Genomic DNA, 24,434 nt, shown 5'->3' with positions numbered 1-24,434 from the left:
CGTACCAACCCGTACTCATCACTGAGTACGGGTTGCCGTACTGCTCCACGCTAGTCACGTAACGCGACGATCGGCGGGTGAATCTACATACTCAACCCGCCCTGGTGCAGGAGCGCCTCTACTCGCGCTCACCCCAAACCGTCTGCGCCGCACGCCACTTCACACGTGACACCTTGAAGGTGTGGGGCCGAGGCTCCCGCCGCGATGACGTGTTGCTCTGCGTGAGCGAGCTGGCGACCAACGCGCTGCGGTACGGGGTCCCGCGCGGGCGGGGCTACCTGCTGCGGCTGCTCACGTACGACGGGACGGTCCGCGTCGAGGTGCACGACAGTGGGCCCGGGATGTCGCGGATCGAGGAGCGGACGGCTGGGCGGGGGCTGCTGCTGGTCGGGGCGCTGGCCGATGCCTGGGGGGTGCTGCCCCGGGCGCCCGGGAAGGTCGTCTGGTGCGAATTCCGGGGGCTCGGCTGCTAGCTTCGGCTCTCGGAGAATTTCGGCCGAGGGGGATCAATGTCGCGTCCGCTGCGGTGGGTTGTGGTCGTCGGGGGGACGGGGATCGCCTTCCTGGCCGGGTTCCGGCTGGGGGTCTGGGACCCCTTCGGCTGGCTGCCGGAGAAGGACTCCGACCGGGTGTCGGCCGCCGCCGGATTCGGCGGGGCCATGGCCGCGGTGTGTGCGCTGGTCGGCGGGTGGTGGGCCGGCGGCGGGGAGAGCTCCCTGAGGCAGCGGGCCCGTGCCTCCGGCACCAGCCGGGTCACGCAGACCGGCGGCGGTGCCTCCGGCCCGGTGGACCAGCGGGCGCGCGCCGACGGGGACTCCCGCGTCCAGCAGACGGCCGCCGGCGGCGGTGAGCAGCCGGACCCGGACCCGGCTCCGTGAGCGCCGAGCAGCGGGCGCGGGCCGAGGGGCAGGCGCGGATCACGCAGGTGACGGTGGCGGGGGACTACGTCGCCCACCCGCCCGGGGCCGCCCCTCCGGCCCCGACCTCGCCCGGCCTGCCCGCTCCGCCCGCCCCGTTCGTCGGGCGGGAGGGCGCGGTCAAGGAGCTGACGGACCTGCTCGAAAAGGGCGGGGATCCGGTGACGGTCGTGGCCGGACTCCCCGGCATAGGCAAGAGCGCGCTGGCCCTCGCGACGGCCCATCGGGCGCTGGAGTACGGCTGGTTCGAGGAGCGGGTGTTCTTCCTCCAGCTGAGCGGCTACGCCCCGAACGGCGCCACGAGCGGGCCGCAGGCAGTGCAGGAGCTGCTCCGCTGCCTCGGGATCGGGGAATCCGACGTGCCGCCGTCTCCTGAGGGACAAGTGGCGCTTTACCGGGCCAGGTTGGCCGCACTGGCCCGGGACGGTCAGCGGGTCCTGATCGTGGCGGACGACGCCGGATCGGTGTCCCAGGTGCGGGACCTCGTACCGGCGGACGCCACGCACCGGCTGTTGGTGACCTCGCGCCACCAGCTCCTCGCGCCGGGATTCACTCCGCGGCTGATCAGCCTGGACGAGCTGGCGGCTGGGCCCGCCGTTGAGCTGCTCAAGGGCATGCTGCGCCGCAGCCGGCCGCAGGACCCGCGCCCGGACACGGAACCGGAGGCGCTGGCGCGGATCGCGGAGCGTTGCGGGCGGCTGCCGCTGGCCCTGACGGTGGCGGGCGCGCTGCTGGCGGGGGACCCGGGGCTGCCGGCGGCGGAGCTGGCCCGACAGCTGACGGAGGCGAGGAGTCGGCTGGAGAAGCTGCACGTCGACGGCTTGGGCGACGGTGACGTGCCGGTCGGCGTCCGGGTCGCTTTCGACCTGTCGTACGCCCGGCTTCCGGCCGATCAGGCGCGGATCTTCCGGCTCCTGACCGTGGTTCCGGGGCCGGACACCTCCACGCTCTACGCCGCCCTGGTCACTGGTTACGGCGAACTCGAGGACCTCACGGCCGCGGCAGCCAGACTGCGGCCCGCGCTGGCCGCGCTCGTACGGGCCAGCCTGCTGATGGAGCAGCCGGTCGGCTCGGGGCGGTGGAGGATGCACGACCTGGTGCGGCTCTACGCCCTGGAGCGTGGCGAGGAGTGTGCGCAGCAGGACGGCCGGGAGAGGGCGATCGAACGCTTCCTGGCCCGGCTGCTCGCTGAACTAGGGGGAGCGCGGGCAGCCCTCGGCTTGGGCGGGAGACCGCAAACCGGTCGGGGCTTCTCCTCGGCAACGGAGGCTCTGCACTGGTTCGAAGCGGAACGCCTCGTGGCCTCGGCCACCGTGGGCTTCGCGGCCGAAACCGGACGGTGCAGGGACGCACTGCTCATGGCCGTGGACCTGGGCGAGTACTTCAAGATCTACGGGTACAGACGGGAGCTCCTCGTGATGACGCGCCAGGTGGTGGAGGCCGCGCGCCGGGGCGGCGACCGGTTGATCCTCGGTGTGGCGCTGTCCAACTACGGCCCCGCTCTCGTCGACGGGGGGCGAGAGGAGGAGGGAGTGGAGCAGCTCCGGGAGGCGCTCCCCCTACTCCGCGAGACCTTTCGGGAGGGCGAGGGCAAGGTGCTGGCCGACCTGGGTCAGGCGTACAGCGAACTGGACCGGTTCGAGGAGGCGCGGGAGGCGAGCGAGGAAGCCCTGCGCATCTTCCGCGAGCTGGGGAGCCTGCACGATCAGGGCCCACCGCTGGCACGTCTTGCCTACATCCACTCACAGACGGGGCGCGCCGATGAGTCCGTCGACGCGTTCCGGCAGGCCATCGGGCTGATGCGGGAGACCGGGGACCGCCATCGGGAGGCTTCCTGGTCGACTTCCCTGGCGATAGTGCTGTGGCGGTTCGGACACCGTCAGGAGTCCCTGGCCGTGGCGGAACGGGCCCTCGCGCTGCGGAGGGAACTCGGTCACCGGGACGGGGTGGCCTGGTCGCTCACCTGGCTCGCCAAGTCGCTCGTGGACGCGGGGCACCCACAGGAAGCGGTCGTACGGTTGGAGGAAGCGGCCGCCCTCTTCGGGGAGGTCGGCGACCACGTCCGGCAGGCCCCCGTTCTCAGCAACCTGGGGCTGCTGTACCTGAAGGCCGGGCGGCTGGAGGAGGGTTTGGAGTCGGCGGAGCGTGCCCACGAGCTGTTCGCGGGCACGGGACAACTGGCCGACGAGGCCCGGGCCGCCCAGCTGATGGCGCTCGGGCTTGCCCAGCTGCACCGGAGGGGTGAGGCGGTGCGGGCCTTCGAGCGGGCGGCGGAATGCTTCGGTGAGGTCGGTCTGTCGCAGAAGGAGGCGGACTGCCGGGAGGTGGCCGCGGCCCTGCGGCAGGAGGGCTCCGTCCCGGCGCAGCCGCCCGGGGCGGGGGGCCGGGTGCAGTCGGGGGCCGGCTCTGTCATGGCGGCGACCACGGAGGACGTGACGGTGCACGTGGGGCGGCGCCCGCAGGAGCATGCGGGGTCGGCCGCTGTCCCGGCGCAGCCGCCTGTGGCCGGGGGCCGCCGCTGGCGCGACCGCCTCAGGCCCCGCCCGCGCTGACCCGGGCCGCCAACCGGGCCATCGCCACCCGGAGTTCCCGTTCCGCGCCCAGCGGGACGATCGCCGCGCGGCCCGGGACGCGTACGCCGCCCGTCAGGGCTACTCGGGTGCCGCCTTCGGGGGTGGGGGCGGCGGCCATGCCGATGATCAGGAAGCGGCTCTGGAGCCAGCACCAGCCGGGGCGCAGGACGCCGTGGAAGTGGGCCCGCAGGCCGTACTTGCTGCGGGCCAGGGCCTCCACGCGGTCGCCGGTGACCCGGAGCACGCGCACGGTGCGCATGTCGGGCTGGAAGCGGCCGAACTCGCCCTCCAGGTCCGACATCACCGCCCAGACCTCCTCCAGGGGGGCGGGGAGGGTCGCTTCGACGACCCGGGCTCCCGGGATGCCGGCCGCCATGATGCGCAGGCGGGCGACGGTGTCGACGGGGTCCATCGCGTGCGGGTGTGTCGTCATGCGGACCACGCCTTCCGGAAGCTCGTACGGGCCCGGTGCAGCCGGGACTTGGCGGTGCCCGGCGGGACGCCGAGCAGGGCGGCGGCGGCCTCCTCATCGAGGCCTTCGACGTCGCGGAGTACGAGGACGGCCCGGTGGGCGGGGGAGAGGCGGGTCAGGACGTCCTCGATGTCGGTGGCCAGCTGCGGGTCGTCCCGGGCGGGTACGTCGGCCAGTTGGGCCGGGCTCTGGCCAGCCGGGCCGCGGCCCAGCCGAAGCCGAGGCAGGCGGGGGTGTACAGGGCGAGGTTGAGGGTGCGGAAGGGGCCGTCGGCGGGGCTGTCGAGGAGGCCGGCGGCCCAGCCCAGGCCCGCGAGGCCCCGTACGGCCAGCCCCGCGGCGACGGCGGCCGTCACCAGGCGGGCGGGCCGCCCGGCCCGGCCGTGCGCGTGCGCGAGCACGGCGGCGGCTCCGGTCAGGGTGAGGGCGGCGAGCGGCAGGACGACGGGCGGGCCGAAGGACACCTCGGAGCCGAGCACGGCCAGCGACAGGGTCCGCTCGTCGGGGGCGGGCCAGGTCAGGCCGGTGGCCCAGTACAGGTGGACCAGCCCGTCGGCGGCGAGCAGAGCGGCGAGCGCCTGCCCGGTGCGCCTGCGTGTCGTGTCCTTCATGGTGTTGTTCATGGTGTGCCCCCCTCGGTGATGAAACGCTTCGGCAACGCTCCGGCACACAGAGGAGGGGGCTCACAGGGGAAACGTTCCCTGTGAGCCCCGTCACGCACGTGGGGGGTGGCTGTCAGTCGGTGATCTCCGGGCGGGTCTTGATCACCGCGAAGACGGCGCCCTGCGGGTCGGCCAGGACCGCCATGCGGCCGGCCGCCATGTCGAAGGCCGGGGCCATGACGGAGCCTCCGGCGCGGGTGGCCGCGGCCTGGATCTCGTCGACGTCGTCGGCGCTGAAGTACGGGATCCAGTTCGGCGGGGTGCCCGGCGGGAGGTCCTTCAGGTCCATCATTCCGGCCACCGCGCGGCCGTTGACCTGGAACTCCGTGTACCCCCCGGCCCCCGGCATCTCCGAGGTGGCCGTGGTGACGGGGAGGACGGCGCCGTAGAACGCTCGCGCGGCGGGGACGTCGCCGGTGCTCAGCTCGTTCCAGCTGAGCGCGCCGTGCTCGTTGACGATGCCCGCTCCGTCGAAGGTGCCCGCCTGCCACAGGCCGACGACCGCGCCGGTCGGGTCGGCGATGACGGCCATCCGCCCGAGGTCCATGACGTCCATCGCGTCCATCATGACCGTGCCGCCGGCGTCGGTGACGGACTTGAGGGTGGAGTCGAGGGAGTCCGTGGCCAGGTACGAGGTCCACACGGTCGGGGGCATCGGGTCGGGAACGGTGCCGTCCGGGTTCATCGCCTTCATGATCCCGGCGACCGGCTTGCCCTTGAGGGTGCAGACGGAATACCCGCCGGTCTCGGGCGGCCCGATCTCGCCCTGCCAGCCGAAGAGGTCGGCGTAGAAGTCGATCGCGGCCTGCTGGTCGGGAACCATCAGGTCGATCCAGCAGGGGGTGCCGGGCTTGTAGGGACCGTTCATGTCGGGCACGGGGCCCTCCGGGGGTGCGTAGGGGAAGGACGGCCCGTCCCCTACCCGGGCTGTGTGGCCGGAATCGGACCGTTTGGGTGAAGCGGTGGTAGGCGCCCTGGGCTGCTAGCAGAATGCTTGCGGTGCGACTAGTCTTGTTGCATGGCCACTCTGTATGTCCGCGACTTGTCCGACGAAGCGCTCGCCGAGCTGAAGATACGAGCCGCTCGGAACCGCCAGTCGCTGCAGGCGTACGCCCGTACGCTGCTGGAGGAATCGGCTGCCACGCCGTCCGTCGAGGACGTCGTCGCGCGGATCCGTTCCCGGGTGTCGGCCGAGCTGAGCGTGGACGAGGTCCTCGGCGACCTCGATGCCGGACGGCGGCGCGAATGATCGTGATCGACGCGAGTGCGCTCGTCATGCTCGTCGCCGACGCCGGTCCGGCGGGCGAGGCCGTGCGTGAGCGGGTGGTGGGCGAACGCCTCGTCGCTCCCTACTTGCTCGATGTGGAGGTCGCGCACGCCCTGCTCGGCCGGCACCGCGGAGGCAAGCTCTCGGACCGCCAGCTGGACGTGGCCTGGGACGACTTCGCTGCACTGCCGGTCCGGCGGATGGAGCATCTTCCCGTGCTGCCCCGGGTGCGCGAGCTGTACGCGAACCTCTCCGCGTACGACGCCACCTACGTAGCTCTGGCCGAGGGGCTCCAGGTTCCGCTCGTCACGTGCGACGCCCGGATCGCCCGTTCCGGGAGCGCTCGGTGCAAGGTCGAGGTGTTCGGGGCGGGTTGAGTCCGCGCGGCTCGGCTCACGCGGGCGAGTTCCGAGCGTCGGGCGCGAGGGCCCGGGCGACGCCCGCACGTACAGCGGCCATGTCGGCCTCGTCGAACTCCTCGTCCCAGCCCTGCGGCGGCGCCATCGCCTCGGTCGCCGCGATGTCCGCGTCGATGTCCGCGAAGCGACGGGTCACGAGGATGTCCTCGTTGATCTCCATGGCGTCGGCGTGCCCCTTCGCTCTCGTGGGTAGCGCCGCGGCCCCCGTCTCCCGGTGGGGGAGGCGGGGGCCGCGGCTGTGTCGTAGCCCCGGTGTCAGAGCTTCTCGGGGGTGCGGATGCCCAGGAGGGACATGCCCTTGCTGAGGGTGCGGGCGGTCAGGTCGCACAGGAACAGGCGGTTCTCGCCGACGACGAGCTCCGGCTCGGGCTTCACGACCGGGCACTGCTCGTAGAACGTCGCGAACAGCGAGGACAGCTGGTAGAGGTACGCGGCCACCTTGTGCGGGGCGTGGTCCGCGGCCGCCTCGGCGATGAGCTCACCGAAGTGGTCCAGGTGCAGGCCCAGCGCGCGCTCGGCCGGCGCGAGCTCCAGCTCCGGGTGCGCGACCGGCTTGCGGTCGCCCGCCTCGCCCGCCTTGCGGAGGATCGACTTGATGCGGGCGTACGCGTACTGGAGGTACACGGACGTGTCACCGGTCAGCGAGACCATCTGGTCCAGGTCGAACTTGTAGTCCCGCGCGGCCGAGGTCGACAGGTCCGCGTACTTCACGGCGCCGATGCCCACGTACTGGCCGTTCTCGACGATCTCCGCCTCGGTCAGGCCGATCTTCTCCGCCTTCTCGCGGACCACGGCGGTCGCCCGCTCGACGGCCTCGTCCAGCAGGTCCACCAGCCGCACCGTCTCGCCCTCACGGGTCTTGAACGGCTTGCCGTCCTTGCCCAGCACGGTGCCGAAGGCCAGCTGCACGGCCTTGACCTCGTCGTTCAGCCAGCCCGCCCGGCGAGCCGTCTCGAAGACCATCTTGAAGTGCAGGGACTGCCGCGCGTCGACCACGTAGATCAGCTCGGTCGCGCCCAGCGTGCCCACGCGGTCGCGGATCGCCGAGAGGTCGGTCGCGGCGTAGCCGAAGCCGCCGTCGGACTTCTGGACGATCAGCGGGGTCGGGTTGCCGTCCTGGCCCTTGACGTCGTCGAAGAACACGCACAGCGCGCCGTTGGAACGGACGGCCACGCCCGAGTCCTCCAGCAGCTTGCAGGTCTCCACCAGCATGTCGTTGTAGCCGGACTCGCCGATGACGTCGGGGTCCTGGATGTCCATGTCCAGCTTGTTGAAGACGGAGTAGAAGTAGATCTTCGACTCGTCCACGAACCGCTGCCACAGCGCCAGGGTCTCCGGCTCGCCCGCCTGGAGGTCCACCACCCGGGCCCGGGCCCGCGTCTTGAACTCCTCGTCGGAGTCGAAGAGCGTGCGCGAGGCCTTGTAGAGGCGGTTCAGGTTGGACATGGCCTCCTCGCCGGAGACCTCACCGCCGTCCTCCGCCTTGTGGTCCAGCTCGTGCGGGTGCTCCAGCAGGTACTGGATCAGCATGCCGAACTGGGTGCCCCAGTCGCCGATGTGGTGGCGCCGGACCACCTTCTCGCCGGTGAACTCCAGGATCTCCACCATCGCCGCGCCGATGACCGCCGAGCGCAGGTGGCCGACGTGCATCTCCTTGGCCACGTTCGGCTGCGCGTAGTCGATCACCGTCGTACCCGGCTTCGCGGCGAGCGGCACGCCGAGGCGGTCGTCCGCGGCGCGGGCCGCCAGGGTCTCCACGATCGCCTTGTCGGTGATCGTGATGTTGAGGAAGCCGGGACCCGAGACCTCGATCTCCTGGATCAGGCCGGCGGTGTCGATGCCCTCGACCACGGTCGTCGCCAGCTCGCGCGGGTTGGCCTTGGCCTTCTTCGCGAGCGCCAGGATGCCGTTGGCCTGGAAGTCGGCCCGGTCGCTTCGTCGCAGCAGCGGGTCGCTCGCACCGGCGTCCGGCAGGGCGGAGGCGAGTGCGTCGGCGACGCGCTGGTTGACGGAGGAAGCGAGGGAAGGGACCGAGGCCATGAGCTGCCGTTCCTGTGAGGTCGTGTTGTGGTCGTGCCTGAGCTTGCACTTGGGGTTTCCGACAAGGACCGAGTATCCCACGCGGGGGCCCCGCGCTCGCGGGATATCAGTCGGTGGAAGCAACCCCGGAGCGTTCCGTTCCGTCTGGGAGAATGGGCGACAGCCAGCATTCGAGATAGAAGGACGTGTCGTGGCTCAGAGCGCGCAGAGCAGCACCGAGACCGACTGGGTCTCCCGTTTCGCGGACGAGGTCATCGCCGAGGCGGAGCGCCGAGCCCCGGGCAAAACGATCGTCGTCGCGTCCGGCCTCTCCCCCTCCGGCCCCATCCACCTGGGCAACCTCCGCGAGGTCATGACCCCGCACCTGGTCGCGGACGAGATCCGCCGCCGGGGTCACGAGGTCCGGCACCTGATCTCGTGGGACGACTACGACCGGTACCGCAAGGTGCCCAAGGGCATCCCCGGCGTCACCGAGGAGTCCCACGCCCAGCACATCGGCCGCCCGCTGACCGCCGTGCCCGCGCCCGAGGGCTCCGCGTACCCGAACTGGTCCGAGCACTTCAAGGCCGCCATGGTCGAGGCGCTCGCCGAGCTCGGAGTCGAGTACGACCCGATCAGCCAGACCGAGCAGTACACCGCCGGTACCTACCGCGAGCAGGTGCTGTTCGCGATGAGGCACCGCGGCGACATCGACGCGATCCTCGACCAGTACCGGACGAAGCAGAAGCCGGGCGGCAAGAAGCCGCAGCAGAAGCAGGTCGACGAGGCCGAGCTCGAGGCCGCCGAGGGCTCGGGCGCGGCCGCCGAGGACGACGGCAGCACGGAGGGCACGGAGTACTTCCCGTACAAGCCGTACTGCGGCGAGTGCGGCAAGGACTTCACCAAGGTGACGTCCTACGACGACGAGACCACCGAGCTGACCTACGTCTGCACCGAGGACGAGTTCACCGAGACCGTCAAGCTCAGCGAGTTCAACCGCGGCAAGCTGGTCTGGAAGGTCGACTGGCCCATGCGCTGGGCCTACGAGGGCGTGATCTTCGAGCCCTCCGGCGTCGACCACTCCTCGCCCGGCTCCTCCTTCCAGGTCGGCGGCCAGATCGTCGGGATCTTCGGCGGCGAGCAGCCGATCGGACCGATGTACGCGTTCGTCGGCATCAGCGGCATGGCCAAGATGTCCTCCAGCAAGGGCGGCGTCCCGACCCCGGCCGACGCGCTGAAGATCATGGAGCCGCAGCTGCTGCGCTGGCTCTACGCCCGCCGCAAGCCCAACCAGTCCTTCAAGATCGCCTTCGACCAGGAGATCCAGCGGCTCTACGACGAGTGGGACAAGCTGGAGGCCAAGGTCGCCGACGGCTCCGTGCTGCCCGCCGACGCCGCCGCCCACGCCCGCGCCGTACGCGTCGCCTCGCACGAGCTGCCGCGCACCCCGCGCCCCATGGCGTACCGGACGCTCGCCTCGGTGGTGGACATCACCGCCGGACACGACGAGCAGACCCTGCGCATCCTGAGCGACCTGGAACCGGAGCGGCCGCTGACCTCGCTCGACGAGGTACGCCCGCGCCTGGACCGCGCCGAGAACTGGATCACCACCCAGGTCCCCGCCGACCAGCGGACGCTGGTGCGCGAGGAGGCCGACGTAGAGCTCCTGTCCTCCCTGGACGACGAGGGACGCGAATCGCTGCGCCGCCTCGTCGACGGGCTCGACTCGCACTGGTCCCTCGACGGGCTCACCACGCTCGTCTACGGCGTGCCGAAGGTGATGGCCGGCCTGGAGCCGGACGCCAAGCCGACTCCGGAGCTCAAGGTCGCGCAGCGCACGTTCTTCGCGCTGCTCTACCGGCTCCTCGTGACCCGGGAGACCGGGCCGCGCCTGCCCACGCTGCTGCTCGCGGTGGGGGCGGAGCGGGTGCGCAAGCTCCTCGCGGTCTGAGGTTCCCCACGGATGTGGGAATGGCCCGTACCCCAGCTTTCCGGGGGTGCGGGCCCTGCCGTTTCCCGGCGCGTACGGGGCTACGCGATGTGCTCGTTCTCCAGCTCGCGCTGGTAGCGCTGCTTCAGCTCCGGCATCAGGCGGCGGATCATCGACGCGCTGCGCGGGTGCACGATCCCGTGGCGGTCCGAGAGGTGTATGTCCACCTGCTCCGCGGTCGGGAAGGTGGAGAACTCGTCGCTGTAGGCGCGGAAGACCTCGTACGCGGCTTCCTTGAACTTGTCGTCGTCGAAGTCGGATTCGGGATCCGGCTGGGGCTCGGCTTCGGCCTCGGCCTCACGGGGGGCCGGTATCGGCAGCTCCTCCTGCTCCGGGCCCGTCGGGGGCATGACCGGGGTCGGCTCCAGGCCCTCGACGTACTGCGGGTTGTAACCGCCCTCGTACGCGGCCTGCGGCGCGCGGGGCGCCGCGAACCACGCGCTGTTGTGCGCGGCCGGCATCGCGGTCGGGTCCACCACGAAGGGCGCGGCGTCGGGGTGGCCCTGCGGAGCCTGCGCCCCGCCCGGGCCCTGGACGTACTGGGGCTGCGGCCCGGCGAGCTGGTGCTGCTGCGCGGCATCGGCGGCCGCGGGAGCGGGAGCGGAGGCGGGGCCGGCGACCGGAACGGCGGCGGGGCCCGCGACGGCCATGGCCGTGCCCGGCGACGGCTGCTGCGCGCCCTCGGCGCCCGCCGGGACGTGGGCGGCGCCCGCCGGGAGGGCCGCGGCCGCCGGGTCCTGGACCGGGGGCGGCGGGATGAGGAGGGGGTCGATGCCCGCCGCGGCCAGGCCTTCGGGGGCGGTCTGCGAGAGGGGGACGCCTATGCGGGCGAGGCGCAGCGGCATCAGGGCGCCGACGGGGGCCTTGCGGCGCCAGGCGCGGCCGTAGCGGGCCTGCAGGCGGGCCTGGTAGATCAGGCGGTCCTGCTCCATGCCGACGGCCTGCTCGTAGGAGCGCAGCTCCCACAGCTTCATCCGGCGCCACAGCTTGAAGGTCGGGACGGGGGAGAGGAGCCAGCGGGTGAGGCGGACGCCTTCCATGTGCCGGTCGGCGGTGATGTCCGCGATCCGGCCCACCGCGTGGCGGGCGGCCTCCACGGTGACCACGAAGAGGATCGGGATCACGGCGTGCATGCCGACCCCGAGGGGGTCGGGCCAGGCGGCCGCACCGTTGAAGGCGATCGTCGCCGCCGTCAGCAGCCACGCCGTCTGGCGCAGCAGCGGGAACGGGATCCGGATCCACGTCAGGAGCAGGTCCAGCGCGAGCAGGACGCAGATGCCCATGTCGATGCCGATCGGGAAGACCAGCGAGAAGGAGCCGAAGCCCTTCTTCAAGGCCAGGGCGCGCACGGCGGAGTAAGAACCGGCGAATCCGATCCCCGCGATGACGACGGCTCCGGCGACCACCACACCGATCAATATCCGGTGCGTACGAGTCAGCTGCATCGCGGCCACCCGCGATCCCCTCCCCTTGTCGAGCTACGGCAGGGCACAGCGTACGCGCGTACGGGGAAAGGGACGTCGGCGGTCCGGAACCGGGGCGCGGGGCTCCGCCCGGACCGCCGACGGCGCAGTGCGCCCTGACGTCCTAGGAGTTCGAAGGCGAGGGTGAAGCCGGCTGCCCGGGCTGGGCCGACTGCTCCGGCTGCGCCGACTGCTCGGGCTGCTTCGCCTCGTTGGTGGCCGCGACCGCGGCGACGGTCTCCTTCGTCGCCGCGATGGCGTCCTGGAGCAGCTTGGCCTGGTCAGGAGCGGCCGCGCCCTCGTAGGCCGTGCCGTTGTAGTCGAGGGTGATGACGACGTTGTGCGTGCGGGCGATGACCGAGGTGTTGAAGAAGTCGCCGTCCTTCTTGGTGGTGAAGGTGACGGAGGTGGCCTGGTCGCCGATGCCGCCCGCCTCCGCCGGCTTCACGTTCTCCGCGCCCTCGACGGTCTTCGCCTTCTCGACCTGCTTGGCGTACTCGTCCTCGGCGCGCTTGGTGCCGGTGCCGACCGAGGCGAGGGAGTCGTAGCGGACCAGGGAGACCGAGAGCCAGCGGTACTGCGAGCCCTTCAGGCCGGCCTCGTCCAGACCGTTCCAGGTGCAGGTGGCACGGCTGGTGAGGTCGTTGGACTTGGCGGCGGTGCCGCCCGCGTCCTTCGCCTTCGGGACGATCGACTCGATGGTCTTCGCGGCGACCACCTTGCACGGCTCCGGCAGCGTGGCGTACACGGCCTTCTCCAGCGCCTCCTCGGAGGGCTTGGAGCTCGGCTGGGCGGAGGACGAGGACGCTCCGGACTTCTTGCCGCTGTCGGCGCCCGACTTCTCGCCCGAGTCGGACGAGCAGCCGGCGACCGTGAGGATCACCGGGACGGCTGCGCAGGCGAGGACGCGGGTGAGGCGCGAGGCTGATCGGTGCATGATTCCTTCAACGTTGTGGGTCTTCGTGCGGGCTCGTGTGGCCCCTCTTACGGGTCTTACGGGGCGCGGGACCCGAGCAACGGTAGCCCGACCCGGCGCCCGGCTGCTGTGCGCGCCGTCACGACGGGCCCGCGCGCCCCCCTGGGGCGGGACCGGCTAGTCGTCGAACCGCTCCACGAGCGCCTGCGCCAACTGCCGTGCCCTGTCCTGGGTTTCACCGCTCGGCGGGACCGTGCCGGGGAGCGCGGGCTGAACGCTGTACGCGACGGTGACGATGACATTCGAGGTACGGAACACAATGCGGACCGTGCGCGCCTGCGCGGCGGTGGCGCCGGCGGCGGCGAGCTTGTCGTCGAGGAAGGCCTCGTCGCCGAGCCCTTCGAGGACGCGGGAGCCGAGCTCGGGCGGGGCGGAGGGGCTCGTACTCGTACTCGCACTCGGGCTGGTGCTGCCCGCACCCGTGCTCGGCGTGGGCGCGGGGCTCGGCGTCGCGCCGGGGGCCCCGGGTGTCGGTGCCCCGGTCCCGGACGGCGTCGGGCTCGCCGACGGCCCCGGGACGGGCAGGTTGGCGGCGGTGAGCTTGCGGCCGTAGACCTGCCGCGCCTTGTCGTCGTCGCTCGTGGTGGCCCGGTCGTACGAGACCACGCGCTCGAAGTCCACCGACAGCAGCCGGGTCTCGGTCGGCGTCTGCGCGGTCCAGCGGCAGCCGACGCGCCGGTCGGCGTCGTACGAGGCGTCCGCGACCCCGGCGTAGAGCGCTTCGAGCGCCTCGGGTGCGAGGCCCTCGGCGGCCGGGAGCATCGCCTTGACCTTCTTGGTGTCGGCGGCGGCCTTGCAGGGCATGGGCAGGCTGCGGTACTTGCCGGGCTGGGCCACCGTACCGGCGTTCGCTCCGGCCTTCGCGTCGCTGGTGGTTCCGATTCCGCCGCCGCCGTCGGTGCAGGCGGTGAGGCCGGCCGTGAGGGCGGCGAGCATCGCGATGGCTGGCAGGACTCCACGTACTCGTACCGTCTTGCGCTGCACGTTCCACCGGCTCCCTTCGGGAAAATGCGTTGCCGCGGCTTGGGCGCGGATGGACACAATGTCTATCGCACACGCTGGTGCCGGCGCCGGTCTCATGTCGTATTTGAGGCCATGAGCGAGGCTTTTTGCGTATGGAGACTGTTCTGCGGTTAACGGGGTGTTGAGGTCAAAATGTCGTATGTAGAGGTGCCCGGGGCGAACGTCCCGATCCGGATGTGGACCGACCCGGCGTCGGTCGAGGACAGCGCGATGCGCCAGCTCCAGAACACCGCCGGCCTTCCCTGGATCAAGGGCCTCGCCGTTATGCCCGACGTGCACTACGGCAAGGGCGCGACGGTCGGCTCGGTCATCGCCATGAAGGACGCGGTCTGCCCGGCGGCGGTGGGCGTGGACATCGGCTGCGGCATGTCGGCGGTGAAGACCTCGCTGACCGCGAACGACCTCCCGGGGGACCTGTCGGGCCTGCGCTCGCAGATCGAGAAGGCGATCCCGGTGGGGGCGGGGATGCACCGGGAGGCGGTGGATCCGGGGCGGCTGTACGGGTTCTCGGACCGGGGGTTCGGGGATCTGTGGGAGCGGGTCGACTACCTCGCGGATGCTGTGAAGTTCCGTCACGAGCGCGCCATGCGGCAATTGGGCACTATGGGCGGAGGTGATCACTTTTGGGAACTCTGTGTCGATATGTCCGATTCGGTGTGGATCATGCTGCACTCGGGCTCTCGGAACATCGGAAACGAGCTGGCCGACTTCCACATCGGGGTGGCCCGCGGACTTTCGCACAACCAGGGACTGGTTGACCGGGACCTCGCGGTGTTCCTCGCCGCCACGCCCGAGATGCGGGCGTACCGGGAGGACCTCTTCTGGGCGCAGGAGTACGCCAAGTACAACCGTGCCGTGATGATGAGCCTGTCGAAGGAAGTGATCCGCAAGGCGTTCCGCAAGGCCAAGGTCTCCTTCGAGCAGGAGATCAGCTGCCACCACAACTACGTGGCGGAGGAGCGGTATGACGGCATGGACCTGCTGGTCACCCGGAAGGGAGCGATCCGCGCCGGCAGCGGTGACTACGGGATCATTCCGGGCTCCATGGGCACGGGCTCGTACATCGTGAAGGGTCTCGGAAACGAGAAGTCCTTCAACTCGGCCTCGCACGGCGCGGGCCGGAAGATGAGCCGGACGGCGGCGAAGAAGCGGTTCTCGGCGAAGGATCTGGCCGAGCAGACCAAGGGTGTTGAGTGTCGCAAGGACTCGGGCGTCGTGGATGAGATCCCGGGCGCGTACAAGTCGATCGAGCAGGTCATCGACCAGCAGACGGACCTCGTCGAGGTCGTGGCGAAGCTGAAGCAGGTCATCTGTGTGAAGGGCTGACAGGCGTGAGGTAGCGGAGAGGCCCGGACCGTCTGCGGCGGTCCGGGCCTCTCCGCTACCTCACGTTTAGATCCGTCCGGTTTGCAGGCGCCACAGTCGCAGAGCGCAGCCCTTCTTGGTGCGGTCCAGGGCGATGCTGGCGGCGGCGGGGTCGTTCAGCCGCAGCAGTTCCTGATCTTCCCGTGCGGTCCAGGGGCGGCGCGGCGAGGCGACCTTCATGTCTGAGGGGCGTACCCAGGTCTGGATCGCCTCCGCCCTCCCGTACTTGCTCGCGAGGGCGAGGCAGCCGTCGTAGTAGAAGTGCGCGGCGAGTTGTTGTGCCGTCTCGCTGTAGTAGCAGACGTTGTAGACGCCATCTCGCTTGTTGCGTGAGGTGATGCGCTGCTTTCCGGTGATCTTCTTGCCGTAGTGGCAGAGGTAGGCGGCAATAGCCGTGCTCGCCGATGTCAGCGACAAGTACGGAACTCCGCTTGCCACCCAGCCGAGAGAGCCGTCCGCGTCGATGACTCCGCGGAGATAGTCGCGGCGCGAGAAGTCCGTCCGGGGTGGCTTGATGCCGAGGGACTTCTTCCCGTAGGGGATCCCTAGCTCGTTGACGATCGTCCTTGCTTCGAGGGAGTGGACGGACCAGGTTGCCGAGTGGATCGTCTCGGCGAAGTTCGTGCTGCGGACGCGCTCGGTGATGGAGCTGTTGTAGGGCGTGAGCTGCTGGAACTCGCGGAGGATGTGGATGTCTCGTACGTTCAGCTCCACCGCGAGGCGGCCGCGCTGACGGCTCTGTTGGGACAGGTGCCCGTCGGCCTGGAGGAAGCCGAACATGTAGGCGTAGCGGGGGTCTTCGAGGTCCATGAAGCGCGCGGGGGCGCTAGGGTCCTGATCAGCCATGAGGGAGTCCTTTTCCCTTGTCGGTGAGGCCCTCGGCCGGGACTGCCATCCCGGGCGGGGGCCGTTTCTGTTGCCACCGAACCTAGGTGTGAATTCAGGCGACTTGGGGCCTTCCGGAGGGGCTTCACTCGAACGCATGGTGGAGTGTCACATGTCGGTGAGGCGTGATGAATTCGGCGGCGTGAAGCCGTCAGTCGAGGAGCATGTCCACCGGCAGTTCGAGGGTCACCCCGAGGTGGTCGGGGAGGGGGAGCGTCATGCCGCGCTTGAAGGTTCTGTGCAGGCGGTAGCTCGTGGCGCGAGGGTCCGTGTGGATCACGACTTCGTCGTGTCGGCGGTCGGCGATGGCGTAGACGGGGACATCGGCCCGGGCGTAGCTCTCCACCTTGGTGCCGGTGTCGTTCGCCCAGTTCGAGGAGGCGATCTCCAGGATCATGCGGAAGGCATCGGGTCGGAAGCGGTTCTTCGTGACCTCGTGGTCAAGGAAGTCGGCCTCGACGAGAGAGAAGTCCGGGACCGCGTAGTCGTTCTCGCCGGTGGGAAGTGAAATGCCGATGCCCTGGAGGACTTGCAGGCCCGCCTTCTCGGTTCCGGCCTCGTGGAAGGCCACGGTGAGCCGGGTCAGGGTCCGGGCGTGCCGCCCGTCGGCTGGTGGTGCAGCAGTGAGCCTCCCCAGGAGGATCTCCACTCGGTGGCCGGGGAGTTCCCTGGAGAGGTGGTCGGCGGCTTCCGCGATCGGGGTCCTGTGGTGGGGCATGGGCGTGGGTGCCTCCTTCTCGCGGCTCACGCTTCAGGGGTGTGGTCGCGGTCGCTGACATTTCGCTCGACTTCACCCGTACGGGCACATCCGGCCCGCCGGGCGGCCGGAGTCGTCAACTCCGTTAAGGCGCAGGTGGATTCGGCTGGAGGGAGTCGGCGTCCGGGGGCTTGACGCTGGGAGTTGGTCTAGACCAAGGTGTGCGGCATGTGGAGATCTCGCGTGGTTCTTGCCGCGCTCGCGTCGTTGTCGCTCACCGTTGGTGCCGCTCAGGCAGCAGGTGCCGCCGGGTCCGAGGCCGCTGCTCCGGCCGCTGCCGCGGGCTCGCGGGCCGTGGGGCTGCCGCCCGTCGTGTCGCACGTGCCGACCAGTGAGAAGGTCGTGTTCATTACGATCGACGACGGGTGGGTGCACGATCCCGCCGTCGCGCAGACGCTCGTTGAGCAGAGGGTTCCGGCCTCGTTGTTCCTGCTGCCCGGGGCGACCTCGTACGACACCCAGTACTTCACCCAGCTCGTCGCGCAGGGGCGGGCGGTGAACGTGGAGAACCACACCGTCAATCATCCTGACCTGACGACGCTCGACGCCGCCGGGAAGGACGCCGAGGTGTGCGGGGCCGGGGAGCAGGTCGCCGCGACCTTCGGGCGGGAGCCGAAGCTGCTGCGGCCGCCGTACGGGGCCGTCAACGACGACGTGCGGCTGGCCGCCAAGGCGTGCGGGGTCAAGGCGCTGATCACGTGGACGCACGACTTCACGACGTGGAGCGAGACGCCGGCCACGCCGCAGTTGCAGGCCGGGGACATCGTGCTGCTGCACTTCACGCCGACGCTCGGCGCGGACCTGAAGCGGGCCCTGGACGCGGCGAAGGCCGCCGGGCTGAAGCCGGCGGCCTTGATGCCGCACCTGAAGAGTGCCGGGTTGGTGCAGTAACTACGGCGACTACAGCTCGCGGTGGAGCTTCGTGTTCGAGGCCTGGGCGCGGGGGCGGACCACCAGGAGGTCGATGTTGACGTGGCTGGGACGGGTCACCGCCCAGGTGATGGTGTCGGCCACGTCGTCGGCGGAGAGGGGCTCGGCCACGCCGGCGTAGACCTTCTCCGCCCGTTCGGCGTCGCCGCGGAAGCGGGTCTTCGCGAACTCCTCGGTCTTGACCAGGCCGGGGGCGATCTCGATGACGCGGACGGGCTGGCCGACGATCTCCAGGCGGAGGGTCTCGGCGAGGACGCGGGCGCCGTTCTTGGCGGCCACGTAACCGGCGCCGCCCTCGTACGTGGCGTGGCCGGCGGTGGAGGAGAGGATGACCACCGTGCCGTCGCCCGAGGCGGTCAGGGCCGGGAGCAGGGCCTGGGTGACGTGGAGCGTGCCGATGACGTTGACCTCGTACATGGTGCGCCAGTCGGCGGGGTCGCCGGTGGCCACGGGGTCGGCTCCGATGGCGCCGCCGGCGTTGTTGACGAGCACGTCGCAGCGGTCGAGGGAGGCGGCGAGGGCGTCGACGGCGGCTCGGTCGGTGACGTCGAGGGCGTGGGCGGTCGCGGAGTGGCCGGACGCCGTGATCTCGGCGGCGAGGGCCTCGATGCGGTCCTTGCGGCGGGCGGTGAGGACGACGTGGTAGCCGGCCGCGGCGAGCTGCCGGGCGGTGGCCGCGCCGATGCCGCTGCTCGCGCCGGTGACTACGGCGGTTCGGGTGGCCGTGCTCATGCTGGCTCCTCGTGCGTTCGTACGGGTGAGTACTGGCCAGCATAGGCGGGTCGCCGCGCAGGTCACCGGCCGCGCGGGGCGTGCGTGATCACGGCCGTGCGGGCGAGGCGGACGAAGGCTCGCCCTCGTTCGTGTGATGGTCCGACCATCGGATGGGTGGGAGGGCTAGCGTCCGCGCGTGGAGGTGGTCTCGTGCGCCGAGGTGCCGTACGGAGTGTGGTGATGGCCGGGCTGCTGGTGCTGCTCGGCGGGCTGGGCAGCGGTGTGGGGAGCGCCCGCGCCGGGTCCGGTCCCGGTCCCGAGGCCGGACCCGAGGCCGAGGCCGATGTGGCCTATCACGGGCGGGTCGCCCTGACCGGGGGCCGGCTGCGGATCCTGCTGGTCCCGGAGAACGAGGGGCCGTCCGCCCTGGTGAACGCGACCGTACGGCTGCGCCTGTCGGCCGACCTCGCGGACCGGCAGGAGCTGGCGGAGGGCTGCGCGCGGGCCGGGCTGCGCGAGGTGGTGTGCGAGACCGGGGAGCTGCCGCTGCGCGGGCGGGGGCGGCACATCGGGCTGGTGCTGCGGCTGAAGGAGCCGGCCGCGGAGGTGGTGGTGCGGGTCGACACGTGGTGGAACGGCGGCGCGACCGACCGGAACCACACCAACAACGAGCACGTGGTGCTGGCCCTGGACACGGGGGACACGTACGCGTTCTGACGCGGCTGGGGATTGCCCCGGCTGCGGATTGGCCCGTAGGCCGTGTACGGGGCCCGGCGCGGCTGCGGTCTGGCCTGGCTGCGGTCTGGCCCGGTTGGGGTCCGGCCCGGCTGGGGTCTGGCCTGGCTGCGGTCTGGCCCGGTTGGGGTCTGACCTGGCTGCGCTCCGGCCCGGCTGGGGTCTGGCGCGCAGGCCGCGTACGGAACGCCGCCCGCGTGCCCGTACGTGTGCGTGCCCGGCGCGTGCGCGGCTACGGGGTGCCGACGCCGCCGAACTCGGCCACGGCCTCGTCGACGATCCGCTCCAGCCGGGCGTGGTGGGCGCCGCGCCAGTAGACGCGCTCGCAGTCGGCGCACTGCGCGAAGACGTCGTACGAGCGCTGCGTGCCGCCCTCCAGCTTGTCGCCGACGCTGTCCTTGTCGGCCTCGCGCAGGGTGCCGTTGCACGCGGTGCAGCGGGTCCACGGCGCGAGGGCCGGGGCGAACCGGCCCAGGACGTCGCGGACCTGCTCGTCGGGGTTGGTGCTGTAGACGTACGCGCCGGCGAACAGCTCGCGGCGGCGCAGCAGTCCGCGGTCGCGGGAGAGCAGGACGCGCTGCTCGGCGGCGGAGCGGGTGGCCAGGGCGGGGTCGCCGATGTCCTCGTTCTCGTACGCCGCGTCGACGCCCAGCAGTCGCAGGCGGCGGGCGAGGGTGCCGAGGTGGACGTCGAGGAGGAAGCGCAGCGGCGTGGTCCCGGGGACGCCGGGGAGGTGCTGTGGGCGGTCGACGCCGAAGACCTCCACGGATTCGCCGGCCCGGGGCACGTGGGCGAGGGGCGTCTCGGCGCCGTCGACGAGGATCCGGCCGACTTCGGTGAGCGGGACGCCGGCCGATTCGACGACGTGGCCGAGGCTGGAGACGCCGTCGGTGGTCGTCGGTACGTGGGTGCCGCGGCGCGCGGGCGCGGCGAACACGTGCAGTTCGGGGGCGAGGGTGAGCTGAATACCGGGTCCGTTCACGGGCTCAGCATGCCATCGCGGGGCGGGAGTCGGCGGCGGATTTACGCGGCCGCGCGGCGGCCCGTACGGCCGGGCCGCCGCGCGCGCAGGCCCGTACGGCCGGGCCGTGTCGCCATGGGCCCTACGCGTCCGCCGTCGCCGCCGCGGTCGCGGCGTCGTGCAGTTCGCGATGGGCGTTGACCTCGTCGAAGTGGTTCTCGGCCCATTCCTTCACGGAGCTGAGCAGGTGGCCGAGGTTGCCGCCGAGGTCGGTGAGCCGGTAGTCGACCCGGGCCGGGACGGTGGGCGTGACGGTGCGGTCGACGAGGCCGTCGCGCTCCAGGGAGCGCAGGGTCTGGGTCAGCATCTTCTGGCTGACGCCGGGGATCCTGCGGCCGAGCTCGCTGTAGCGCATGGTCCGGTTCTCGGCCTCGGTGAGCGCGCTGACGATGAGGCCGACCCACTTGTCGCTGATGCGGGCCAGGAGCTGGCTGGTGGGGCACTCCTTGAGGAAGGCGTCGTAGGCGGCGCGGTCCTCTTCGCGGCGGGCCTCGGCGGTACGGGTGGCCATGGGTGCTGCCCCACTTCCGGGTCGGGTACGCACTCCGAGGTACGTACTTACGAATCGAGAGTAACTCTCCCTAGGTTAGTTCTCACCGGGAACACCGGAACCGGAGAACGAACGAGCGAGCGAACCTGCGGAAGAGGCGATGGCGATGAGCGAGACCAAGCGGACGACCGGCCCGACGACGATGCTGGCGGCACTGGCCGCGGGCTTCGGCGGTCCCGAGCAGGTCGAGGTCGTAGAGGTGCCGGTCCCGCGGCCGGCCTCCGGGCAGGTCCGCGTACGGGTGCGGGCGGCCGGTCTGAACCCGGTCGACGGCGCGGTACGGGCCGGGGTCTTCGGCGGCGAGGGGCAGCGCCTCGGCTTCGGCTGGGACCTGGCGGGCGAGATCGACGAGCTCGGCGCGGACGTGGACGGCTGGGCGGTGTCCGACCGGGTGGTCGGCCTGCACTACGGGCCGGTCAAGCCGCTCGGCACGCACGCGGAGTACGCGGTGCTCGACGCGTCGGCGCTCGCTCCGGCCCCGGTCACGGTCGACCGGGTGACGGCGGCGGCGCTGCCGCTGAGCGGCCTGACCGCGGCCCGTGCGGTGGACCTGCTGGAACTCCCGGCCGGGGCGACGGTCCTGGTCACGGGCGCGGCGGGGGCGGTCGGCGGGCTCGCGGTCCAGCTGGCGGCGCGGGCCGGCTACGTGGTGACGGCCCTGGCGGGAGCCGATGACGAGGCACTCGTACGGTCCCTGGGCGCGGCCCACTTCGTCCCGCGCGGCTCGGCTCCGGCGGCCGGCACCGTGGACGGTGTCGTGGACACGGCGGTACTCGGCGGGCCGGCCCTGGCCTTCGTCCGCGACGGCGGCGCCTACGTCGGCCTGATCCCCGGCGCGGCCCCGGCGCCGGAGCGGGGCGTCCGCGTGGTGGAACAGGAGGTCGCGGCGGACGGCGCGCACCTGGCCCGCCTGGTGTCGCTGGTCGACGCGGGGGAGCTGACGCTCCGGGTGGCGCGCACCTTCCCCCTGGCGGAGGCCGCCAAGGCCCACGCCCACCTCGCGGATCCGGGCACGCGCGGGCGCATCGTCCTGACGGCCTGACACGTTCGGGGCCCGGGCCGGGCCCGGCGCCGCACTGGGCAGCGCCGGGGCCAGGACCCGCGCAGGCGGGTGCCGTACCGGTGCCTAGTACAGGCCCTTGTAGATCTGCCAGCCGGTGGCGATCTTCACGCGGCTGCCGAGGGTGCCCTTGCCGGTGCCGGGGATCCGCCAGATGACCCCGGAGGTGTCCCGGGCCAGCAGGTCCGCCCGGCCGTCGCCGGTCAGGTCACCGGCGGCGACCACGGAGTTGTAGGTCGAGCCCCAGCTGTCGGAGATCTTCACGGGCGCGGCGAAGGAGCCCTTGGCGGTGCCGTTCATGCGCCACAGCCGGTTGGCCTTGTCCTGGAGGACGAGGTCGCCGTACCGGTCGCCGTTGAGGTCGCCGGCGCCGAGGATCTTCTTGTAGTCCTTGTACGAGCCGGGGATCTGCACGCGCGGACCGAGGGTGTCGTTGTTGGCGCGGGCGTACCGGTACAGGGCGCCGGTCGAGGCGTTGCGGGCGACGAGTTCGGCCGGGCCTCCCCCGGTGTAGTCGCCGGGGGAGGTCAGCACGTCGTACTGGTTCCAGCCGCCGCCGATGAGCTTGTGGGTGGTCGTCGGGGTGACGGTCTTTCCGCAGCCGGGCGTGTAACGGCGGAGCTCGCCCTTGGAGTTGCGGACCAGCAGGTCGTTGCAGCGGTCGAGGCCCGCGTCCTTGACCGGGACGGGCAGGGTGCCGGCGGGCCAGCCGGAGCCGGTGGCGGTGCCCTTGAAGGCGCCGGTGGCGCGGTCCCCGAAGATCGAGCGGAGGCCACCGCCGCTGGTCAGGACGAGCGCGTCGCCGATGCCGTCGGGACGGCCGGCGGCGCTGCCCTGGTCGCGGAGGGAGGGGTGGCCGCCGGCGACGGTGATGGTGCCCGTGGCCAGGGTCCGCACACCGGTGTCCCCGGCCAGCGGCGTGGCCGTGAGGGTCCACGTCATCGGGCCGTTCGGGGCGGTGGTCTTGTCGTCACCCTCGCCGGACCAGGCCAGCGAGGGGGTCACCGTCATGCCGCCCTTGACGGTGCTCCGGAAGGTCCCGGTCGCATCGGTGAGGGTCACGGTCCAGGAGGAGACGGGTCGGCTGAGCTGCCACCTCGGGCTCCAGTTGCGCGGGGGGTTGTGCTCCGCCGGGACGGAGGAACTGGCGACGGACAACGGCGCGTCCGTGGTGTGCGCGCTCATCAGCCCCATGTCACCTTCGCCGTCCCGGTCCCAGACGGCGGTGGCGCTGCCGTCCGCGCCGGCGGCGATCAGGCCCTTGACCTCGTCGGCGCTGGAATTCCACAGCCTCGCGCTGCCGCTCCACACGCCGTCCTTGAGGCGCGCCTGGCGCATCTCCTGGCGGTCGGCGCTCTGCGCCCAGGTCAGCCAGATGGTGCCGTCCTTGCCCAGGGACACGGAGTGGTCTTCGGCGTTGATCGAGTGGTCCTTGGTGGAGACCACACCGACGGCCGACCAGCGGCGGTCGGTGTGGTCCAGGGTGGCGGAGCGGATGCGGCCCTTGCCGCGGTCCGGGCCGCCGTTCCAGACCAGGGTCACGTCGCCGTCGGGCTCGATCAGCGGCTCCGGGGTTTCCTGCAGGGCCGCCGCGACGGTCAGCGGCTCCGCCGCGCTCCAGGCCTCGGCCGCGCCCGGCGCGGTGGCAGTGCGCAGCAGCCGGTCGCCCTGCGCGGGTCGCGGCTCGGACCAGGTCAGGGCCACGGTGCCGGAGGCGGAGCTGGTCAGGGCGGGCTCGCCCAGTTCGGCGGCGGCGGACTCGGCGACCGCGGTGGGCCGGGGCCAGGCGGAGGCGCCGGCGGGCAGCGTGGACGTACGGATGCTGGAGCCGCCGTCCTCGGTCTGCTGGTGGAAGGCGACCACAGGGGTGCCCTTGGCGTCCACGGCGGCCTGGGGGCGGCCGGCCCCGGCGTCGCCGTCCCCGGCCGCGTTGCTGACCTGGGCCGGGGCGGACCAGGCGCCCGCGCCGGAGCGGGTGGCGGCCCAGACCGAGGACTCGTTCCCGTCCGGCCTGCGCTGCTGCCAGGTGACGACGATCGTCCCGTCCGCGCCGGCGGCCAGGTCGGGCTCGGACGGGCGGCGGTTCTGGTCCGTGCCGAGCAGGACGGTGGGCGCCGACCACGTGCCCTTGTCGAGGGTGGCGGTGACGATCCGGCCCGGGGTCTTGCCCCCGTCGCCGATGCGGCTCGCCGGGTAGTCGGTCCAGGCGGCGACCACCTTGTTCCCGACGGTCACGAGCCGCCCCTGGCCCGGATGCTGCGCGGTCACGGACAGCAGGACCGGCGCTCCCCAGACCTCGGTGCCGGCCGGGCGGACCGCCGCGTACATGGCGCGGTCGGAGCCCAGCTCCTGGTTGAAGAGGACGACGTCGGTGCCGTCGTCGGTCCGCACCAGCGCCTCACTGTCGCCGAAGATCATCTGCTGGGTGACGCTGGTTCCCGCGGTCCACACGGGCAGGCCCGCCGCGTGGGCGGTGGAGGTCAGCGCCGGGGCGGTGCCGGCCACGACGGCGGCGACGACCAGTGCGGACAGGCCGCGGCGGTGCGGACGGCGTGCGGGTCGGACGGAAGCAGGCTGGTGCACGGATCCCCCAGGGTGCGAAAGCGTGTTACTCGCAAGGGAGACACGTGAAGACCC

General features: G+C 71.9%; 25 protein-coding genes. 10 read left to right on the top strand and 15 right to left on the bottom strand.

The annotated features are described in order from the left end of the window. Positions 1-77: 77 nt before the first annotated feature. The 3 genes from MTF69_RS33435 to MTF69_RS33425 are packed head-to-tail and all read left to right on the top strand — an operon-like array spanning position 78 to position 3,469. Complete coding sequence (locus MTF69_RS33435; RefSeq protein WP_308401484.1) at positions 78-473, top strand: ATP-binding protein; 396 nt, start codon at positions 78-80, stop codon at positions 471-473. 36 nt (positions 474-509) lie between these two features. Continuing rightward, complete coding sequence (locus MTF69_RS33430; RefSeq protein ID WP_243340109.1) at positions 510-878, top strand: hypothetical protein; 369 nt, start codon at positions 510-512, stop codon at positions 876-878. Then, on the top strand, positions 875-3,469 hold the full coding sequence (locus MTF69_RS33425; protein ID WP_308401483.1) for a tetratricopeptide repeat protein: 2,595 nt from the start codon (positions 875-877) through the stop codon (positions 3,467-3,469). Before MTF69_RS33430 ends, MTF69_RS33425 begins: the two co-directional genes overlap by 4 nt. On the opposite strand, the gene MTF69_RS33420 is transcribed toward MTF69_RS33425, so the two are convergent. The 4 genes from MTF69_RS33420 to MTF69_RS33405 all read right to left on the bottom strand — a co-directional run bounded on the left by MTF69_RS33420 (position 3,450) and on the right by MTF69_RS33405 (position 5,491). Beyond that, entirely contained in the window at positions 3,450-3,923 is a 474-nt protein-coding gene (locus MTF69_RS33420; protein ID WP_243340108.1) for a hypothetical protein, read from the bottom strand. The genes MTF69_RS33425 and MTF69_RS33420 overlap by 20 nt on opposite strands. Next, positions 3,920-4,081, bottom strand: a complete 162-nt coding sequence (locus MTF69_RS33415; protein WP_243340145.1) for a sigma factor-like helix-turn-helix DNA-binding protein — start codon at positions 4,079-4,081, stop codon at positions 3,920-3,922. The genes MTF69_RS33420 and MTF69_RS33415 overlap by 4 nt, the downstream gene beginning before the upstream one ends. Then, entirely contained in the window at positions 4,078-4,584 is a 507-nt protein-coding gene (locus tag MTF69_RS33410; protein ID WP_243340107.1) for a DUF3995 domain-containing protein, read from the bottom strand. Before MTF69_RS33410 ends, MTF69_RS33415 begins: the two co-directional genes overlap by 4 nt. Positions 4,585-4,696: 112 nt before the next feature. After that, complete coding sequence (locus MTF69_RS33405) at positions 4,697-5,491, bottom strand: VOC family protein (RefSeq protein WP_243340144.1); 795 nt, start codon at positions 5,489-5,491, stop codon at positions 4,697-4,699. A gap of 150 nt (positions 5,492-5,641) precedes the next feature. Here MTF69_RS33405 and MTF69_RS33400 point away from each other — a divergent pair, with 150 nt between their 5' ends. Further along, positions 5,642-5,872, top strand: a complete 231-nt coding sequence (locus tag MTF69_RS33400; protein WP_243340106.1) for an antitoxin — start codon at positions 5,642-5,644, stop codon at positions 5,870-5,872. Beyond that, complete coding sequence (locus MTF69_RS33395; protein ID WP_243340105.1) at positions 5,869-6,267, top strand: type II toxin-antitoxin system VapC family toxin; 399 nt, start codon at positions 5,869-5,871, stop codon at positions 6,265-6,267. Before MTF69_RS33400 ends, MTF69_RS33395 begins: the two co-directional genes overlap by 4 nt. 16 nt (positions 6,268-6,283) lie before the next feature. On the opposite strand, the gene MTF69_RS33390 is transcribed toward MTF69_RS33395, so the two are convergent. Further along, on the bottom strand, positions 6,284-6,469 hold the full coding sequence (locus tag MTF69_RS33390; protein ID WP_243340104.1) for a hypothetical protein: 186 nt from the start codon (positions 6,467-6,469) through the stop codon (positions 6,284-6,286). A 95-nt stretch (positions 6,470-6,564) separates the two neighbouring features. Further along, positions 6,565-8,349 (bottom strand): arginine--tRNA ligase, encoded by a 1,785-nt coding sequence (gene argS, locus MTF69_RS33385; RefSeq protein WP_243340103.1) that lies wholly within the window; start codon positions 8,347-8,349, stop codon positions 6,565-6,567. Between the two features lie 190 nt (positions 8,350-8,539). Here argS and lysS point away from each other — a divergent pair, with 190 nt between their 5' ends. Further along, on the top strand, positions 8,540-10,279 hold the full coding sequence (lysS, locus tag MTF69_RS33380) for a lysine--tRNA ligase (RefSeq protein ID WP_243340102.1): 1,740 nt from the start codon (positions 8,540-8,542) through the stop codon (positions 10,277-10,279). 80 nt (positions 10,280-10,359) lie between these two features. Here the strand turns inward: lysS and MTF69_RS33375 are convergent, their stop codons facing one another. The 3 genes from MTF69_RS33375 to MTF69_RS33365 all read right to left on the bottom strand — a co-directional run bounded on the left by MTF69_RS33375 (position 10,360) and on the right by MTF69_RS33365 (position 13,741). After that, positions 10,360-11,772, bottom strand: coding sequence for a DUF2637 domain-containing protein (locus MTF69_RS33375; protein ID WP_243340101.1), 1,413 nt, complete (start codon positions 11,770-11,772; stop codon positions 10,360-10,362). 133 nt (positions 11,773-11,905) lie between these two features. Then, a complete protein-coding gene (locus tag MTF69_RS33370; protein WP_243340100.1) occupies positions 11,906-12,718 on the bottom strand; it encodes a DUF3558 family protein in 813 nt (270 codons plus the stop codon). A gap of 156 nt (positions 12,719-12,874) precedes the next feature. Then, the gene (locus tag MTF69_RS33365; RefSeq protein WP_243340099.1) at positions 12,875-13,741 is read right to left on the bottom strand and encodes a DUF3558 domain-containing protein; all 867 of its coding nucleotides are present in this window, start codon (positions 13,739-13,741) and stop codon (positions 12,875-12,877) included. A 171-nt stretch (positions 13,742-13,912) separates the two neighbouring features. Between MTF69_RS33365 and MTF69_RS33360 the strand changes: the two genes are divergently transcribed. Then, positions 13,913-15,106, top strand: coding sequence for an RtcB family protein (locus MTF69_RS33360; RefSeq protein ID WP_243340098.1), 1,194 nt, complete (start codon positions 13,913-13,915; stop codon positions 15,104-15,106). 66 nt (positions 15,107-15,172) lie between these two features. Here MTF69_RS33360 and MTF69_RS33355 read toward each other — a convergent pair whose 3' ends face one another. Further along, entirely contained in the window at positions 15,173-15,991 is an 819-nt protein-coding gene (locus tag MTF69_RS33355) for a hypothetical protein (protein ID WP_243340097.1), read from the bottom strand. 190 nt (positions 15,992-16,181) lie between these two features. Next, a complete protein-coding gene (locus tag MTF69_RS33350; protein ID WP_243340096.1) occupies positions 16,182-16,748 on the bottom strand; it encodes a Uma2 family endonuclease in 567 nt (188 codons plus the stop codon). Positions 16,749-16,955: 207 nt separating this feature from the next. On the opposite strand from MTF69_RS33350, the gene MTF69_RS33345 reads away from it, so the two are divergent. Continuing rightward, entirely contained in the window at positions 16,956-17,678 is a 723-nt protein-coding gene (locus MTF69_RS33345; protein WP_243340095.1) for a polysaccharide deacetylase family protein, read from the top strand. Positions 17,679-17,687: 9 nt separating this feature from the next. Here the strand turns inward: MTF69_RS33345 and MTF69_RS33340 are convergent, their stop codons facing one another. Continuing rightward, positions 17,688-18,449: an SDR family NAD(P)-dependent oxidoreductase gene (locus MTF69_RS33340; RefSeq protein ID WP_243340094.1), complete on the bottom strand. Its 762-nt coding sequence runs from the start codon at positions 18,447-18,449 to the stop codon at positions 17,688-17,690. A gap of 192 nt (positions 18,450-18,641) precedes the next feature. On the opposite strand from MTF69_RS33340, the gene MTF69_RS33335 reads away from it, so the two are divergent. Further along, the gene (locus MTF69_RS33335) at positions 18,642-19,148 is read left to right on the top strand and encodes a hypothetical protein (protein ID WP_243340093.1); all 507 of its coding nucleotides are present in this window, start codon (positions 18,642-18,644) and stop codon (positions 19,146-19,148) included. 250 nt (positions 19,149-19,398) lie between these two features. Here the strand turns inward: MTF69_RS33335 and MTF69_RS33330 are convergent, their stop codons facing one another. After that, positions 19,399-20,148, bottom strand: coding sequence for a Mut7-C ubiquitin/RNAse domain-containing protein (locus MTF69_RS33330; RefSeq protein WP_243340092.1), 750 nt, complete (start codon positions 20,146-20,148; stop codon positions 19,399-19,401). Between the two features lie 121 nt (positions 20,149-20,269). Then, positions 20,270-20,698 carry a helix-turn-helix domain-containing protein gene (locus tag MTF69_RS33325; RefSeq protein WP_243340091.1) on the bottom strand — a complete coding sequence of 143 codons (429 nt, stop codon included), beginning with the start codon at positions 20,696-20,698 and terminating at the stop codon, positions 20,270-20,272. A gap of 181 nt (positions 20,699-20,879) precedes the next feature. Here MTF69_RS33325 and MTF69_RS33320 point away from each other — a divergent pair, with 181 nt between their 5' ends. Continuing rightward, entirely contained in the window at positions 20,880-21,779 is a 900-nt protein-coding gene (locus tag MTF69_RS33320; RefSeq protein WP_243340143.1) for an NADP-dependent oxidoreductase, read from the top strand. A gap of 84 nt (positions 21,780-21,863) precedes the next feature. On the opposite strand, the gene MTF69_RS43545 is transcribed toward MTF69_RS33320, so the two are convergent. Beyond that, positions 21,864-24,380 carry an FG-GAP-like repeat-containing protein gene (locus MTF69_RS43545; protein WP_243340090.1) on the bottom strand — a complete coding sequence of 839 codons (2,517 nt, stop codon included), beginning with the start codon at positions 24,378-24,380 and terminating at the stop codon, positions 21,864-21,866. Positions 24,381-24,434: the final 54 nt, after the last annotated feature.

It is taken from the genome of Streptomyces sp. AP-93 (assembly GCF_022808175.1).
Taxonomy (GTDB): Bacteria; Actinomycetota; Actinomycetes; order Streptomycetales; family Streptomycetaceae; genus Streptomyces.
Note: the sequence above shows the minus strand (reverse complement) of the source record. Positions and strands in the feature narration are given on the sequence as shown.